The sequence below is a fragment of the Chryseobacterium sp. sg2396 genome (genome assembly GCF_042610505.1).
Taxonomy (GTDB): Bacteria; Bacteroidota; Bacteroidia; order Flavobacteriales; family Weeksellaceae; genus Chryseobacterium.
On the sequence record NZ_JBHGAQ010000017.1, the window covers coordinates 1 to 15,883 of the forward strand.

16 protein-coding genes are annotated in these 15,883 nt (G+C 39.1%); 9 read left to right on the plus strand and 7 right to left on the minus strand.

The window, feature by feature from the left end:
* Positions 1-192: 192 nt before the first annotated feature.
* The gene (gene rsmA, locus ACED20_RS16645) at positions 193-963 is read right to left on the minus strand and encodes a 16S rRNA (adenine(1518)-N(6)/adenine(1519)-N(6))-dimethyltransferase RsmA (protein ID WP_294221802.1); all 771 of its coding nucleotides are present in this window, start codon (positions 961-963) and stop codon (positions 193-195) included.
* Positions 964-1,054: 91 nt separating this feature from the next.
* Here rsmA and ACED20_RS16650 point away from each other — a divergent pair, with 91 nt between their 5' ends.
* The 6 genes from ACED20_RS16650 (at position 1,055) to rluF (ending at position 5,186) form a co-directional block, all read left to right on the plus strand.
* Positions 1,055-1,954: an ABC transporter permease gene (locus ACED20_RS16650; protein ID WP_294203747.1), complete on the plus strand. Its 900-nt coding sequence runs from the start codon at positions 1,055-1,057 to the stop codon at positions 1,952-1,954.
* 2 nt (positions 1,955-1,956) lie between these two features.
* The gene (locus ACED20_RS16655) at positions 1,957-2,256 is read left to right on the plus strand and encodes a DUF3098 domain-containing protein (RefSeq protein ID WP_378105851.1); all 300 of its coding nucleotides are present in this window, start codon (positions 1,957-1,959) and stop codon (positions 2,254-2,256) included.
* 91 nt (positions 2,257-2,347) lie between these two features.
* Entirely contained in the window at positions 2,348-3,166 is an 819-nt protein-coding gene (locus ACED20_RS16660) for an undecaprenyl-diphosphate phosphatase (protein WP_378105853.1), read from the plus strand.
* A gap of 27 nt (positions 3,167-3,193) precedes the next feature.
* On the plus strand, positions 3,194-3,892 hold the full coding sequence (gene truB / locus ACED20_RS16665; RefSeq protein ID WP_294203753.1) for a tRNA pseudouridine(55) synthase TruB: 699 nt from the start codon (positions 3,194-3,196) through the stop codon (positions 3,890-3,892).
* The gene (locus ACED20_RS16670; RefSeq protein WP_294203755.1) at positions 3,889-4,464 is read left to right on the plus strand and encodes a hypothetical protein; all 576 of its coding nucleotides are present in this window, start codon (positions 3,889-3,891) and stop codon (positions 4,462-4,464) included. The genes truB and ACED20_RS16670 overlap by 4 nt, the downstream gene beginning before the upstream one ends.
* A complete protein-coding gene (rluF, locus tag ACED20_RS16675) occupies positions 4,464-5,186 on the plus strand; it encodes a 23S rRNA pseudouridine(2604) synthase RluF (RefSeq protein ID WP_294203757.1) in 723 nt (240 codons plus the stop codon). The genes ACED20_RS16670 and rluF overlap by 1 nt, the downstream gene beginning before the upstream one ends.
* Positions 5,187-5,469: 283 nt before the next feature.
* Here rluF and ACED20_RS16680 read toward each other — a convergent pair whose 3' ends face one another.
* Together ACED20_RS16680 and ACED20_RS16685 are read right to left on the minus strand one after the other, a co-directional pair.
* Positions 5,470-6,768 carry a hypothetical protein gene (locus tag ACED20_RS16680; protein ID WP_345767618.1) on the minus strand — a complete coding sequence of 433 codons (1,299 nt, stop codon included), beginning with the start codon at positions 6,766-6,768 and terminating at the stop codon, positions 5,470-5,472.
* A 129-nt stretch (positions 6,769-6,897) separates the two neighbouring features.
* Entirely contained in the window at positions 6,898-7,242 is a 345-nt protein-coding gene (locus ACED20_RS16685) for a MerR family transcriptional regulator (protein ID WP_056078312.1), read from the minus strand.
* Positions 7,243-7,400: 158 nt separating this feature from the next.
* On the opposite strand from ACED20_RS16685, the gene ACED20_RS16690 reads away from it, so the two are divergent.
* A complete protein-coding gene (locus ACED20_RS16690) occupies positions 7,401-8,282 on the plus strand; it encodes an AraC family transcriptional regulator (RefSeq protein WP_378105860.1) in 882 nt (293 codons plus the stop codon).
* A 2-nt stretch (positions 8,283-8,284) separates the two neighbouring features.
* Here the strand turns inward: ACED20_RS16690 and ccoG are convergent, their stop codons facing one another.
* Complete coding sequence (gene ccoG, locus ACED20_RS16695) at positions 8,285-9,724, minus strand: cytochrome c oxidase accessory protein CcoG (protein ID WP_345767621.1); 1,440 nt, start codon at positions 9,722-9,724, stop codon at positions 8,285-8,287.
* A gap of 208 nt (positions 9,725-9,932) precedes the next feature.
* Between ccoG and ACED20_RS16700 the strand changes: the two genes are divergently transcribed.
* Entirely contained in the window at positions 9,933-10,826 is an 894-nt protein-coding gene (locus tag ACED20_RS16700; RefSeq protein WP_294238643.1) for an SMP-30/gluconolactonase/LRE family protein, read from the plus strand.
* A gap of 66 nt (positions 10,827-10,892) precedes the next feature.
* Here ACED20_RS16700 and ACED20_RS16705 read toward each other — a convergent pair whose 3' ends face one another.
* From ACED20_RS16705 to ACED20_RS16715, 3 genes are all read right to left on the minus strand, one after another.
* Positions 10,893-12,200 (minus strand): DEAD/DEAH box helicase, encoded by a 1,308-nt coding sequence (locus tag ACED20_RS16705; protein WP_378105863.1) that lies wholly within the window; start codon positions 12,198-12,200, stop codon positions 10,893-10,895.
* A 40-nt stretch (positions 12,201-12,240) separates the two neighbouring features.
* Positions 12,241-12,933, minus strand: a complete 693-nt coding sequence (locus ACED20_RS16710; protein ID WP_378105865.1) for a hypothetical protein — start codon at positions 12,931-12,933, stop codon at positions 12,241-12,243.
* Positions 12,934-13,076: 143 nt separating this feature from the next.
* A complete protein-coding gene (locus ACED20_RS16715; protein ID WP_294238652.1) occupies positions 13,077-13,508 on the minus strand; it encodes a carcinine hydrolase/isopenicillin-N N-acyltransferase family protein in 432 nt (143 codons plus the stop codon).
* Between the two features lie 377 nt (positions 13,509-13,885).
* Between ACED20_RS16715 and rpsA the strand changes: the two genes are divergently transcribed.
* Entirely contained in the window at positions 13,886-15,688 is a 1,803-nt protein-coding gene (gene rpsA, locus ACED20_RS16720; protein WP_294219757.1) for a 30S ribosomal protein S1, read from the plus strand.
* Positions 15,689-15,883: the final 195 nt, after the last annotated feature.

The window sequence follows — 15,883 nt, forward strand, 5'->3', positions numbered from 1 at the left end:
TAGACTATTGTATATACATAATTGGTATAATTTATCAGGCCTGATAAACTTGCTGTATAGCTTAATAAAAGAGGCTATCCACAATTTCGGACAGCCTTTTTTTATTACTTTTAATTAACGTCAGTCTGATATAATGACCGGTAAGAATATCATTCACAAATTTAATATTAGGACAAACGTAAAAATTAAATTCTATTTGTTTTCTTTCCAAAGCTGCGTAAACGCAATAAAATCCGTTACACTGAGTTCTTCGGCTCTTTTGTCCATGAATTCATGGGTTTTCAATGCTTCAGGAATGGTAAGGGTTTTCAGGGCGTTCGACAGTTTTTTCCTTCTTTGGTTAAATCCGGCTTTTACGATCTGCTTGAAAAGAATTTCATTTCCGGCCAGACCTTCTTTCGGGTTTCTTGTGATCCGGATCACCCCCGATTTTACTTTCGGTGGAGGATTGAATACATTTTCGTGAACCGTGAACAGGTATGCCGTATCATAATAAGCCTGGATAAGGACCGACAGAATCCCGTAATCCTTGGTTCTCGGAACAGCAGCCGTTCTTTCTGCCACTTCCTTCTGGAACATTCCTACCATTTCAGGAATCAGTTCATAATGATCGATAATCTTAAATAAAATCTGTGAAGAAATATTGTAAGGAAAATTCCCGATAATTGCGATCTGCCCGTCGTTGATAAACTGAAAATCCTGTTTCAGAAAATCACCCACGAAGGTTTCTTCGTTGACGTTGGCATAGTTGTCTTTTAGATATTCAATCGATTCTTTATCGATTTCCGCAAGATAAATCTGCTGGTCTTTTTCCAACAGGTATTTCGTAAGGACACCCATTCCCGGACCCACTTCCATAACGTTCCGGTAGCCTTCAAAACTAAGGCCGTCCACGATTTTTCTTGCGATGTTTTCATCTGTCAGGAAGTGCTGACCAAGATGCTTTTTTGCTTTTACACTCAATGTTTTTTATGATTTTATTAACAGTGATTTCTCTTTTCCGTTCCCAAATTTCGGAAGATTTTTTCTATTTTAGCCAAAAATTTTAATATTAATGGCTAAATCGGTAGATGAGTTTAATAAGAAAAGGCTTAGGTCTAGCAATATTACAGTAGTAATAAGTATTGCCTTAGTGTTATTTTTGTTGGGATTAATGGGGCTTATTCTGATCAACGCCCAGAAATATTCCGATTATATCAAAGAACAGCTTGTAGTGAATGCTTATTTTGACGAAAATTATGATGCCAAGGATTCTGTAAAAATTGCAAAAATGGAAGCCGAGGTTTTCAAGGAAATTCAGACACTGGCGCCGGTAAAAAAAGCAACTTACATTACGAGGGAAATGGCTTCAAAGGAAGCTAAGAAAAGTATGGGAATCGATGCGGATGCGCTGTTTGAAGAAAATATTTTCCCTTCCTCCGTAGAAATTGCCTTAAAACCGGAATATGTAGATCCTGCCAAGATCAATGAAGCCATTAAGGCCATAAAAGCCGTGCCGGGGATTATTGACGTGAAAAATGACAGTACCCTGATGGTAGACGTTTACAACAACCTGAGCAGAATTCTTAAATGGATCTTAGGATTTTCCATATTATTTTTAATATTAGCGGTGGTGCTGATCAACAATTCCATCCGTCTGAAAATATTCTCCAAAAGATTTATCATTAAAACCATGCAGCTGGTAGGGGCGAAGCGGAGATTTATCCTGAAGCCTTTCATCATGGAAGCCGTTATTTTAGGAGCCATCGGTTCCGTAATCGGGCTTCTGGCTCTTTTCGGGGTATGGTATTACTTTACAAGCCAGATCGGATCTGCTTTTGTACAGGATAACAACCAATACTTCTGGCTTGTGCTGCTGGTATTGGGCGTAGGGATTTTCATTACGGTTTTAAGTACGGTAATTGCTACCTGGAGATTCTTAAGATCAAACGTTGACGACTTATATTACTCTTAACAATGAGCAAAAAAACAAATAAATTTTCCGCCGACAGCTTCGGAAAAGAAACAGCTGAAGTGCCACAGGAAAACACGTTCTACTTTGGAAAGCAAAACTTTAAGTGGATGCTGATCGGCTTCGCGTGTATTGTAGTCGGTTTCCTTCTGATGATGAGCCCGGATGCGAATACCGTAGATGGAAAGTACGATGCGAATGCCTGGAACGAAGGGATTTTCTCCATCCGAAGGATCCGTATTGCTCCATTATTCGTTGTAGTCGGATTTGCGATCGAGGTTTATGCCATTCTGAAAAAGAAATAAAATCAATTTTTATTTAGAGATTAAGAAACTGGGAAATTGGGCTTGTGGTCAGGATTTCTCAGTTTCTTAATCTTTTAATTTTATATTAATTATGGATTTAATCAAAGCAATCATCATTGCTATTGTAGAAGGACTTACGGAATATCTTCCGATTTCCTCGACTGCCCACATGGGATTTACGGCCAATTTAATGGGGCTTGAAGAAACCGAATTTTTAAAAATGTTTCAGGTTTCCATCCAGTTCGGCGCCATTCTCTCTGTAGTTGTCGCTTACTGGAAAAAATTCTTTGATCTGAAAAACCTTCAGTTTTATTTTAAGCTTGCATTTGCTGTAATTCCGGCATTGGTATTAGGGTATCTTTTTGATGATAAAATAGAAGCGGTTCTGGGAAACCAGATTGCCATTTCCTCAGTGCTGGTACTGGGTGGAATAGTCTTGTTGTTTGCCGATCAGTGGTTTAAAAATCCGGTGATCGATGATGAAAAAGGGATTACTATAAAAAAAGCGGTTACCATCGGGTTCTGGCAGTGTCTTGCGATGATGCCGGGAACCAGCCGGAGTGCGGCTTCCATTATCGGAGGAATGACTCAGGGCCTTACCCGAAAGGCGGCAGCAGAATTTTCTTTCTTTCTGGCCGTTCCTACCATGCTGGCCGTAACGGTGTATTCGGTATTTGTAAAAACGTGGGGTAAAGAAACCCTGAATCCGCAGAAAGGTTATGAAATGATCATGGAGTCTCAGGAGCACATTACGGTCTTCATTGTAGGAAACGTCGTGGCTTTTATCGTAGCTCTGATCGCCATTAAAGCTTTTATCGGATTTTTAAATAAGTATGGCTTTAAGCCTTGGGGCTGGTACCGTATTTTTGTCGGAGTAGCGCTGCTGATTTATTTTTACTTCTTTGAATAAATTCCAATTACTCATTACCCACTAAGAATGACCGCAGAAGACTTACAATCAGGACATATATTTTTACTCGACAAACCTTTGGATTGGACGTCTTTTCAGGCCGTCAATAAAATGAAATACAAGCTCAAAAGAGAGTTTGGCCTTCCTAAAAAATTCAAGATCGGCCACGCCGGAACGCTGGATCCGAGGGCAACCGGCCTTCTGATCGTCTGCTGTGGGAAATTCACCAAGAAGATCCCGGAAATTCAGGATGCCCCGAAAGAATACTGGACGGAAATCAAAATCGGGGTACAGACCGAATCTTATGATACGGAAAAGCCTGAAATCCTTCACAGGGATATTTCGCACATCACCGAAGAACAGGTAAAAACCGCTCTGGAAAAATTTATAGGAGAGATCGACCAGACGCCGCCTGTTTTTTCAGCGATAAAGATCGATGGTAAAAGAGCATACGATCTGGCCAGAGCCGGAGCGGAAGTGGAAATGAAATCCCGGAAAACCACCATTCTTTATATCAAGGATGTTAAAATTGAATTTCCGCTGGTGAGTTTTACCGTAGGTTGTTCCAAAGGAACCTACATCCGGAGCCTCGCTCACGACATCGGACAGGAACTGGGCGTTGGTGCTTATCTTACGCAGTTAAGAAGAACAAAGATCGGCGAATACAGTATAGAGAATGCCACAGCCGATTTTCTAGATAATGATTTTAAATTTAATACACCATGAAAAAAAAGCTGTTGTTATTAGTTGCTTCCATTTCATTTTCGTTTGTTTTTTCACAGGAAGTTGGTTCTACAAAATCTACGATGGGATTTTATTTCAATCCTTCTGTGCATGCCGGTCTTAAAGTTGTTAAAGAGAAATATATTCCCAATAATACGCAGTACATCCAGCCGCAAGCTACCCGTAAACTTACTTACGGAGTTACGGCAATCGGAGGGTATCATTTTTTGCCTAACTTTGCATTTGGATCAGGTTTTAGATACAGTTTTATCGAAAATAATTATCACCTGTTATACCTGATGATCCAGCCGAAGATTATTTTTACGCCGGGGGATAACCCGCTTTTTATCGAATTGAGTTACGGGAAGCAGATTAATAACAGCGTCATTTCAGATTCAGAACTTTGGGGCGGAAGAATCGGAATGCAGGTTTCTTACTCAAAAAGGCTGAGCCAGGAAGGAGGAATTGTTGTGGAGACGTATAAAACAGGAAATTCCACTCCGCTTTTTATCGGATTAAGCTATGGAGTAACGATTTTCGGCAATAAAAATTATACCGGTTACGGGGAAGATTAATGGAAAAGACAAGAATCAATAAATATTTATCGGAAGTCGGGTACTGCTCAAGGAGGGCGGCAGACAAATTACTGGAGGAGAGAAGGATTACCATCAACGGGAAGGTTCCGGAAATGGGAACTAAAGTTTCCGACGAAGATGTGATCGAGGTAGACGGAAAGCCGATCCGCGAGCCGGAAGAAGACCATGTGTACATTGCCTTCAATAAACCCGTGGGAATTGTCTGCACAACAGATACCAAACGTGAACAGAATAATATCATCGATTACATCAAACATCCGAAACGGATTTTCCCGATCGGAAGGCTCGATAAACCAAGCGAAGGGCTGATCCTCTTAACCAGCGACGGAGATATCGTAAATAAGATCCTCAGATCGAGGAACAACCACGGGAAAGAATACATCGTAAGGGTCGATAAGCCCATTACGCCGAAGTTTCTGGATAAAATGAGGAACGGGGTGCCGATCCTCGATACGGTCACCAAAAAATGCGAAGTGGAGAAGATCGATGAAATGAACTTCAGGATCGTATTGACCCAAGGTTTAAACCGCCAGATCCGCAGAATGTGTGAATACCTTGGCTATGAAGTAAAAAAGCTGAAGAGAATCAGGGTGCTGAACATCAAGCTGGATTTGCCTATCGGAAAATGGAGAGATCTCACGGATGATGAACTTGCCGCTTTGTTAAAGCTCGTAGAAGGCTCCAGCAAGACCTTCGATTAAAAAATTGAGATGCTTTGCCAGGGCGCGGTATCTCAATAAAAACACATATCATTTTATTTAACGGGAATTCAACCGTAATTTATTTATTTTTCAGAAGTTTACTGAAACGAAAGGTCGGAGTTCAGCCTGGTAATCTAATATTTTCAATAAATTTTCTATTTATCTAATAACAAATGATTTAATTTGCTCATTGGTACTTTTGGGAGTAATGCTTACAATAGGAACTTCCAGCATCCAGCTTGCTTCTTCCAGCCTGTTAATCCGATTTTTACCTGGAGTCACGTTATTTAAGGTAGAGCTTCATCCTGGCTTCGTATTCAGGTTTTACCTTCAATAATTTCCAGATTTTCCTTTCGTCTTTTTCGCTCAGCCGATAAAATATAATCTTTTCAGCAGAATATTTAAAATAAGGATGGTTTTTCAGCCATTCTTCTGGGGCATCGGTGAGCGTATATTTCTGCACGGTTGAGATATTCAGCGGAGCAATGGACAGGAGCTTCTGCGTGAGTTCCTTATCGATATTGTATGTATTGAGGATCTGTTCTTTGTTGACGAAGCCGCCCAGCTTTTTCCGGAAACCGATCATCGATCCGGCTGCTTTTTCATCAAAGCCGAATTCGATAAGCTGCCTGAACGTGATCGAATTTAAATCGGTCTTGGAAAAATCCGTTTTTTCCTGCTGCTTCGGCTCCGTTTTCTGATTGGGAAGATTGGATGCAAGGACTGTGTTTAATCTGATAAACGGCTTCATTTCTGCAAACTTTTCAGAGGAAATCACAAAGCATTTCTGAATATCTTCCAAACTTTTAAAGCTGCCTTTTAGATTCCGTTCGCGGTAATTGATGATGGTCTGTGCCTGTCTCTGTGAAAAGCCAAAGGATTTCCATCCTTCCAGATCCAGCATATTCGGATCGAACGGGGAATAATTGATCTTATTTTTTCCCGGGGCTGCATTTTTTACTTTGCCGAAAATGGCCGGTTTTTTTTCAGGCAGCAGCAAATAAGGGCTCATTTTCAGGAAATTCTCTTCGCTGATGATGAAGCATTCCTTAAACTTTTCTTTGCTGATGAAACTTCCGCCCAGGTAATGTTTGTACTTTACGATGGCTTCGGCCTGTCTTTCACTGAAGCCCATTTCCTGCCAGTCAGCAGCGGAATAACGGTCGGGATTAAAGCTTCCGGAAATGGTGACCGTTCTCTTTTCACGATTGTTGAAGCGGCTTGATGTTGCTTCCCTTCCGGTTTCCGGCAACAGAACATAGGGTTCAAGTATGGAAAATTTATCTGCGGAGATGGCAAAGCACTTTTTCAGCTGTTCCTTTGAAACAAATTTTCCGCCGAGGATTTTCTTATAATTGAGTATCGTAATGGCTTGTTTTTCAGTAAAGCCCATATTCTGCCATTGCTTGGCATCCAGCTCATTCGGATCGAATTCCGTAAGATTGATCTCTGCCGGATGTACGGTTATAAACTTTACCCCGGAAAAATCTTCTTTTCCCTTACTGGTAAACTCCTGAAAGACAAATAAAATAACCAGCAATAATCCCATGCCGGCCAGTTTCTGGTAATCGGTTTTTCTCATCGCTATAAACTTAATGATTTTATTAAGCATTCGCAATGAGGGTGTTGCAATTGGATTATTTTATGATAGAAGTTTTTATTTTTATATTAAAATATAAATTAAAAATAGTGTAAAGATGAATTATTTTAATTATTCACTATCCCGCTCCGTCAGCGAATCCTTCAGCTTCAGCAATTCAGCCTTCACAAATTCCAGTCTGTCGATCAGGGTAACGGTTTCGGAGATTTTGCTGTTGGTGGTGAGGGCGATCTTGGCACCGTCGAGGGTGTAGCCTTTTTCTTTCACGAGGTGATAGATGATCTGAAGGTTTTTGATGTCCTCCGGAGTGAAGTACCGGTTGCCTTTTTTGTTTTTTTTTGGTTTGATGATCGGGAATTCCTGTTCCCAATAGCGTATCAGTGAAGTGTTTACATCAAAGGCTTTAGCCACTTCTCCTATGGAATAATACAGTTTATCGGGTAGGTTTATCTTCATTTCTGGAATCGTAATTTCCAAAGATAAAAATTTTTTAAATCCCCGTACAAGTCTATCAGGCAAAAACTTCGTTTCAGCTTTATCATCAGGGAGAAAGTCATATTTGATGGCACGGAAAATATACCGGTTTTTATTAATTTTGATTTAAAATAAAAGGAGTGAATTCTATTTCTGTTCTCCACATTAATCTCTTTCAGGCGGGTAAAGGTATTTCAGATTTCTATTTCAACAGGATGAGGGAGCACCTGGTGCTGGGACACCGGCATATTGAAAAGCCGCACCGCCACGATTTTTATGCTACCATTCTTTTTACAGGAGGCAGTGGGGTTCATGAAATAGATTTCCATCAGTATGAGGTGAGCCCGGGAAGCCTGTTTTTCATGTCCCCGGGACAGGTTCACAGCTGGGAACTTTCCGATGACATCGACGGGTATATTTTTTTCTGCTCCCAGGATTTTTATGAGCTTCATTATGTACATCAGAAGCTTAAAGGTTTTCCTTTTTTCGGATCTGTCAGTTTTCCGAGAAAGCTTCAGCTGGATGAAACGGAATTGGGAGCGTATATTCCTCTTTTTAAAATACTGGAAGGGGAATATCTGATGCCTCAATTCATGAATGAAGCGCTTATTCTTTCCCTGATGTCGCAGCTTTTCATCCGTTCATCCAGGCTGTTTTCCAGGAAGCTCGAAGATGAATACCCGGTTCTGAACGCTTCTTATTTCAGGCATTATCAGGATTTTGAAAATTTTATAGAGGAGCATCTTACAAAACAAAAATCAATTGCATTTTATGCTTCTCTACTCAATATATCGCCCAAGCATCTGAACCGAATTACGCGGACGGTCGTACAAAAGACGGCAACCCAGGTTATTATGGAAAGGGTAGTCCTCGAAGCCAAAAGAATGCTGATGTATCTTGATGACAGCCTTATAGATATAGCATTCCGGCTGGGATATGAGGAGTATTCCTATTTTGTAAGGGTGTTCCGTAAAACGTCAGGTCTAACGCCAACGCAATTTATCAAATTGTACAAATCATAGCTTTAGAGAACAAGCTGGAAAGGTCCTTCAAAAACGGTTTCAAAAGAATCCACCATATTTCCTTTTTCATCAAATACTCCTATGGTCATATTCTGCTTTGAAAATTTAATCTCTTTTTCAGGGAAAGAAATATTGATGTTTCCCTTTATGATCTGATCACCTTTTAAAATGATTCTGTCTGTTCCGAAGAAATCGATTTCCGCATTTGCGGGATGTAATACTTTTATGGTCAGTACTTTATTTTCGTTGGACTTATTCAAAAATGTATAAATAAAGGTGTTGGCTATTTTTCCGTCTTTTACAAAAAATGTCGATCCTGCAGGCTTAATGAATTTTGCTTCCATTGATCCCCTGTCATACATCAGAAATCCTAAAAAGCCGATCAGTAGAGCCAGACAGAAGGCAGTAGCTTTCATTCTTGACGTGAATCTGAATTTTTCTCTGTTTTCGATTTCCGCTTCCGTGGCATAACGGATGAGACCTTTTGGAAGGCCCACTTTCTCCATCACTTCATCACAGGCATCGATGCAGGCGGTACAGTTTACGCATTCCAGCTGCTGGCCGTTACGGATATCGATTCCGGTCGGGCATACTACTACGCATTGCTGACAATCGATACAGTCGCCTTTGCCTGCTGTCTTCCGGTCTTCATGGTTTCTCCATTTTGAGCGGTTTTCCCCTCTTTTAAAATCATAATAGACATTGATGGTGTGCTTGTCTATTAAGACCCCCTGCAGCCTTCCATAAGGACAGACGAGTGTACAAACCTGCTCGCGGAGCCATGCAAAAACAAAATAAAACGTTGCGGCAAAAGCAATCATGCTCAGGAATTTTAAAGGATGTTCTGCCGGACCCTGCCGAATAATGCTGAAAACTTCCTCGTATCCGACAATGTACATGAACATAAAATGGGTAATGAGTAGGGAGATCAGGGCAAATACTGCCCATTTCGTCAGCCGTTTTCTTATTTTTTCGCGGTCCCATTCCTGACGGTCCAGTTTCATCTGTTTATTTCGGTCTCCTTCGATCCAATATTCGATTTTTCTGAAAACTCCTTCCATAAAGATGGTTTGCGGGCAGAGCCAGCCACAGAATATTCTTCCGAAAACAACGGTAAAGAGCATGACGAAAATAACGGATGTCACGGCTCCAAGTGCGAGGATAAAAAAGTCCTGCAGGTAAAACGGCTGCCCGAAAATAAAAAACTTCCGGTCGATCACATTAAAAAGCAGAAACGGATTATGATGGATTTTTACAAACGGTAATCCGAAAAACAGGATCAGCAAAATATACGTTACATACTTTCTGTAGTCTGTATATTTTCCCTTCGGTTTACGGGGGTAAACCCATTTTCTTTTGCCTGCTTCGTCCATTGTTCCTACGGAATTCCTGAAATATTCTTCAGGTTCCGAGGCCTGAAAATCGCTGTGTAGTGTACTCATTCTGCCTTACGTTTTTTATCTAAAGAAATCTTTGAAATTATCATAGTGCAAAGGTTCAAAATAAAGGGATGATTTTCTAATATCATATACTTTTAGAATGATACAATTCGGACATGATGCTAATGAATTTTAATTTATCAAACAGGGAAAATAAGTTTTGAATCTCTTCCGGCTTGTCGTAAATTGTACCCTTTAAAAATAACGTGGTATGAAAAATGTCCTGAGAGCCGGCTGTATTGGTTTGGTTTTAGTATTACTGAACTGTAAATCAGTAAATACGAATCGTATGTTTTATGAAGATAAAAAGCCGGAAAAAGTTTCGGATCAGTTTAAGTTTACGGAAGGAGCTTCGGCCGATAAGGATGGAAACGTCTATTTTACCGATCAGCCCAATGATAAAATTTATTACTGGGACTGGAAAACCAATAAGATTGTCGAGTTTATGGATAAAACAGGAAGGGCTAACGGAACGCACTTCGATAAGGACGGCAATCTGATCACCTGTTCCGATGATAAAGGCGAAATCTGGAAAATTTCCAAGGATAAGAAAGTAGAAGTGATGCTTAGCCATTTTGAAGGCAAAAGGCTAAACGGCCCTAATGATATCTGGAACGATAAATTCGGAGGAATGTATTTTACCGATCCGCTTTACGAAAGGGAATATTGGGTAGATTTCAAACATGAAATTCCGCATAAAAGTTTATATTACCGAAGTAAAGAAGGGAAAGTTACCAAAGTAGAAACCTTTATCCAGCCGAACGGAATCATCGGAAGCCACAAGTTTAACAAATTGTATGTTTCCGATATCGATGCCGGCAAAACTTATGTTTATGACATTCTGGGAGAAGGAAAACTGTCTGAGAAAAGGCTGTTCTGTGAAATGGGATCCGACGGAATGACGATGGATAAGCACGGAAATGTTTATCTTACGGGAAAAGGTGTACATGTCTTTAATAAAGAAGGTAAAAAAATATACCACATTCCTATTGATGAAGAATGGACAGGCAATATAGCATTCGGAGGGAAAAATAAGGATGTATTGTTTATTACAGCCAGCAAATCCGTTTATACATTGCCGACCAGAGTGAAAGGAGTAAAATAGGTAAAGGTTTAGGCTAAGGATAAGATTAATGTTTTCATCGTCTTTCCCTTAGCCTTAATCTCAGCCTTAATAAGCTACTTCCATTTTTACTTTTTTGCCCTTTAGTTTTTCGTTGGCAAGCTTTTTCAGAAGACTGTTTACTTTATTCCTGGAAACGGCAACATAGGAAGTGGTGTCTTTTACCTCAATCAGTCCTACATCTTCTTTCTGAAGTTCCCCTTTTTTCAGCAGATAGCCTACGATATCCACTTTGTTGACTTTATCTTTTTTTCCGGCACTGATGTAAATAGTCTGGAACGGTGTTTTTTCCGGAACTTTGGTACATCCTGCAACATTCTCTTCCAAGGTATTGTTTTTAATGAAGGGGAAATTTTCGTCCTCTTTCATAATCAGATAGGCGAAACCTTTGGCGTTCATCCTCGCGGTACGGCCGTTCCTGTGGATAAAGGCATCTTCTTTCGGGGGTAACTGATAGTGAACAATGGATTCAACTTCCGGAATATCCAGACCTCTTGATGCCAGATCTGTTGTAATTAAAATCCGTGCAGAATCATTTCTGAATTTCAATAAAGCTCGTTCCCTTTCATCCTGTTCCATGCCGCCGTGGAAGGTCTCTCTGTCGATTCCCTTTTCAGCTAAAAGGTCAGAAATACGGTCAACGGCTTCGCGGTGATTGCAGAAAATCAATGTTCTTTTATTTCCTATTTTACAGATTAAATTAAATAAAGTATCCAGTTTCTCTTCCGATGTGGTCATTACTTTTTTAAACTGGATATCCGGTTTGGTTTCACTTAATTTAAGAAAGTCAATAATTTTCTCATTTTTCAGTCCGGTAAAAGCAGGAATTTCATCCATTGCTGTTGCAGAGGTTAACATTCTTTGTGAAAGTCCTTTTAATGAATTGGAAATAAATTCCATATCTTCATGAAAACCGAGTTCCAAAGCTTTATCAAATTCATCCAAAACAAGCGTCTGAATCGTTTTCGGATCGAAATTACTGTTTCTCAAATGGTAAACCACTCTTCCGGGCGTTCCGATCAAAACTGCCGGAGCTTCAATCAGGTTGTTGACTTCAATCTTTTTGTCGTGACCGCCATAACAAACGGATACTTTAAAATCTGTTCCCATGGCTTTAAAAACCTGTTCGATCTGTAAAGCCAGTTCCCGTGCCGGAACCAGGATCAAAGCCTGAATTCCCGAAGCATTCTTTTTTAAATTTCGCAGTACAGGAAATAGAAAAGCAAGCGTTTTTCCCGAACCGGTAGGAGAGAGCAGGATGACATCCTGCTGATTTTCCGTTGTTTTATAAGTGGATTTCTGCATCTGATTCATGTCCTGAATCTGCAGTTTTTGATAAATCGATTCTAATTCCATGGTGCAAATTTAGAATAAAGGAACGGTTAAATGAAATAATCTATTTGTTTAGTCGCTTCATTATTTCATTTCCTCTTGTAAGAGTCACCGGGTAGGCTTCGTCGGGATTGCTGATTGATTTTAGATAGAGATCTTTCCCTATTATAGTATTTCCCTGCAAGAGATTGATAAAACCGGATATTTTGTACATGAAGTTCCGAAGTTTGGCATCTTTATTTTCGTGAGCAGATAAATAAGCTAAAAGTGTTTCTGCAGAGGTCAGTTTGCTGTCTTGATACTGTTTTATATCATACCCCTTAGGCTTGCTGAACCAGTAATCCCAAGAACTGCCATCATTATGTTCATTCCAGGAATATTTAATGAGCTGCAGGGCAGCTTCTAATAAAGCAGAATTTAATTTTTCATTTTGGGGTGCTAGTTTTTCACTTTCTGAAATATAACGGGCAATCGTAACATCTGTACCTTTATCTTTCATTTCCTGAAGAATGTTTTCCTTAAGATATAAGGAATGATTTTTTGAGAAATTCTCATAAGCAAATGAAGTGGAAAAATGGTCCGCAAGATTCTCTATTCGGTACCCTTTTTTTAATTCAGATTTTAGATTAATAGTATAAACCGTTTGATAATCGTGAAAAAGATAAACGTAAATAATTTCTTTTTTTAGATCGCATATAGTAGAATATAATGTATTCAGTTCTCCTTCCTGATGCGTTTTATCAAGGATTTTCTTCAAAAAGTCCACATTGTTTTCCTTTTAACCCGAAAGCATTTCATTGGCAATTTCAGGTCTTCTGCATGATAACTTCCCATTGATCATATTACAATTTGAACTGACCTGAAAATCATCTTTTTTTTCAATAATACCTTTTGGATTGATCAGCACGGGTTTCCTTCCTTATCAGCTAACAAAACCTGAGATTTGGAAACATAATCATACTTTTTTAAGATTAGAAGGGCTTCTTTTACGGTTTTGCATTTTTCGAGAACTTCCCACATAATATCTCCCGGGTAAGGATTGGTAAGAGCAAGCTTACTGAGATCATAATTGGCTGCCGAATAGTCAAAGAATAACCCATGCTCATTCATTGCTGATGCAATCTGCATATCCGGAGCCCCAAAACAAACAGAAGCATAGCGGTCTTTGGTGGCTGGGTTGTACCATACTTTGGTAAAAGGTGTCATATCATCTTCATTGGCTGCTGCAAATACTTCACTTCCTCTGGCGCAAGAGAATATGGTGCAGGCTTTTATTGTGGATATAAAACCTGATGACAGGCTGATTAAGATTAAAAAGAAATATTTCTGCATGATCGAGTTTTTATGGATGTTGTAGGTTGATTGGAAAAAAAATACTTTGTTAAATAATTTTAAAATTAATTGTTGCTTAAAAGACAATCTTTGAAGAATATCAAGATAAAAAGGAGATTCCGGAATGGTAAGATCAGACATCGAAAGCTTCGGCTTTTAAGTTTTCGGTTGATAAATGTTGAAAATCAGTTGTTTAAACCGTTTTTTTTGCCAAATGAAATCTATTGTTTATTTTAAATAAAAGTCATATCTTTGCACCCACTTTTGTGACGAAAAGGTTTGAAGAGTAAACAACTAAAAATTAATTACTTCCGTATTTTTCAATTCACATTTATTCAGACCGTTGAAAGAGAAGGAATACAAATTTTATTAGAATTATGTCAAAAGAGACAAATTCAGCAGAATTATTATTAAATCAAAACGTAGCACCTGAACAATTTGACTGGGATTCTTTCGAATCCGGTCTTGATGCTGATGCTAGAAAAGAGAAAAGCGATCTTGAGGAAATCTACAACGGATCTTTGAACAACCTAAGCGATAACGACGTTTTAGTTGGAAAAGTGGTAAGATTAACAGACAAAGAAGCTATCGTAGACATCAACTTCAAATCTGAAGGTGTTATTTCTCTTAACGAATTCCGTTACAACCAAGGCCTTAAAGTAGGTGACGAGGTAGAAGTAATGGTAGACAGAAGAGAAGACAAAACAGGACAGTTACAGTTATCTCACAGAAAAGCTAGAACGCTTAAAGCTTGGGATAAAGTAAACGAACTTCACGAAACAGGTGAAATCGTAAACGGTTTTGTTAAGTCCAGAACTAAAGGTGGTATGATCGTTGACGTACACGGAATCGAAGCATTCTTACCAGGTTCTCAGATCGACGTTAAGCCAATTAAAGATTACGATCAGTTCGTAGGGAAAACAATGGAGTTCAAAGTTGTGAAAATCAACCCTGAGTTCAAAAACGTTGTTGTATCTCACAAAGCATTGATCGAAGCAGATATCGAAGGTCAGAAAAAAGAAATCATCGCTCAGCTTGAAAAAGGACAGGTTCTTGAAGGTACCGTTAAGAATATTACTTCTTACGGAGTATTCATCGACCTTGGAGGTGTAGACGGATTGATCCACATTACAGACCTTTCCTGGTCTAGAGTGAACCACCCATCTGAAATCCTTGAGGACGGACAGACTGTGAAAGTAGTTATCCTTGACTTTGACGATGAGAAAACAAGAATCCAGTTGGGTATGAAGCAATTAGAAGCTCATCCTTGGGATGCTCTTTCTGCTGATATGAAAGTGGGTGACAGAGTAAAAGGAAAAGTAGTGGTTCTTGCTGACTATGGTGCATTCGTAGAAATTGCTCCGGGTGTAGAAGGATTAATCCACGTTTCTGAAATGTCTTGGTCTACTCACCTGAGATCTGCCGGTGACTTCGTGAAAGTAGGTGATGAAGTGGAAGCTGAAGTATTGACTTTAGATAGAGAAGATAGAAAAATCTCTTTGGGTATCAAGCAATTAAGCAAAGATCCATGGGAAAATATCGAAGCTAAATATCCTGTAGGATCCAAGCATGTAGGAACCGTAAGAAACTTTACTAACTTTGGTGTATTCGTAGAGTTAGAAGAAGGAATCGACGGATTAATTTACATCTCTGATCTTTCCTGGACTAAGAAAATCAAGCACCCGTCTGAGTTCTGTGCAGTTGGTGATAAATTAGATGTTATCGTTCTTGAACTGGATATCCAGGCTAGAAGATTATCTCTTGGTCACAAGCAATTGACTGACAATCCTTGGGATGCATTCGAAACCAAATATGCTGAAGGAACGATCCACGCTGGTAAAGCAGTAGAAGTTCACGATAAAGGTGCTTCTGTACAGTTCGAAGATGCTGAGGTTGAAGCTTTCTGCCCATCCAGATTATTAGAAAAGGAAGACGGATCTAAAATCAAAAAAGGTGAAGAAGCTGATTTCAAAGTAATTGAATTCAACAAAGAATTCAAGAGAGTAGTAGTTTCTCATACAGGAATCTTCAGAGATGAAGAGAAGAAAAACATGAGAGAATCTTCTAACAACAGATCTAACAACAATAATATGTCGTCTTCAAACAATGAAGAAAGATCAACTCTTGGAGATATTGATGCATTAGCAGAATTAAAAAGAAAAATGGAAGAAGGTAAATAATCTTTAATTCCATTTTTAAAATTTAAGCCACTCAATTGAGTGGCTTTTTTTATTTAATATTATCATTTTTTCAGACTAAAATAGCTTAAAATTGAATAGTTAATTTACAGAAAATAAACAAGTACATGTTAAAGTGGAATTATCTTTAAATAATTTTAAATAAATTGTTATTTTGTTGTTAATTATTTGTAGATT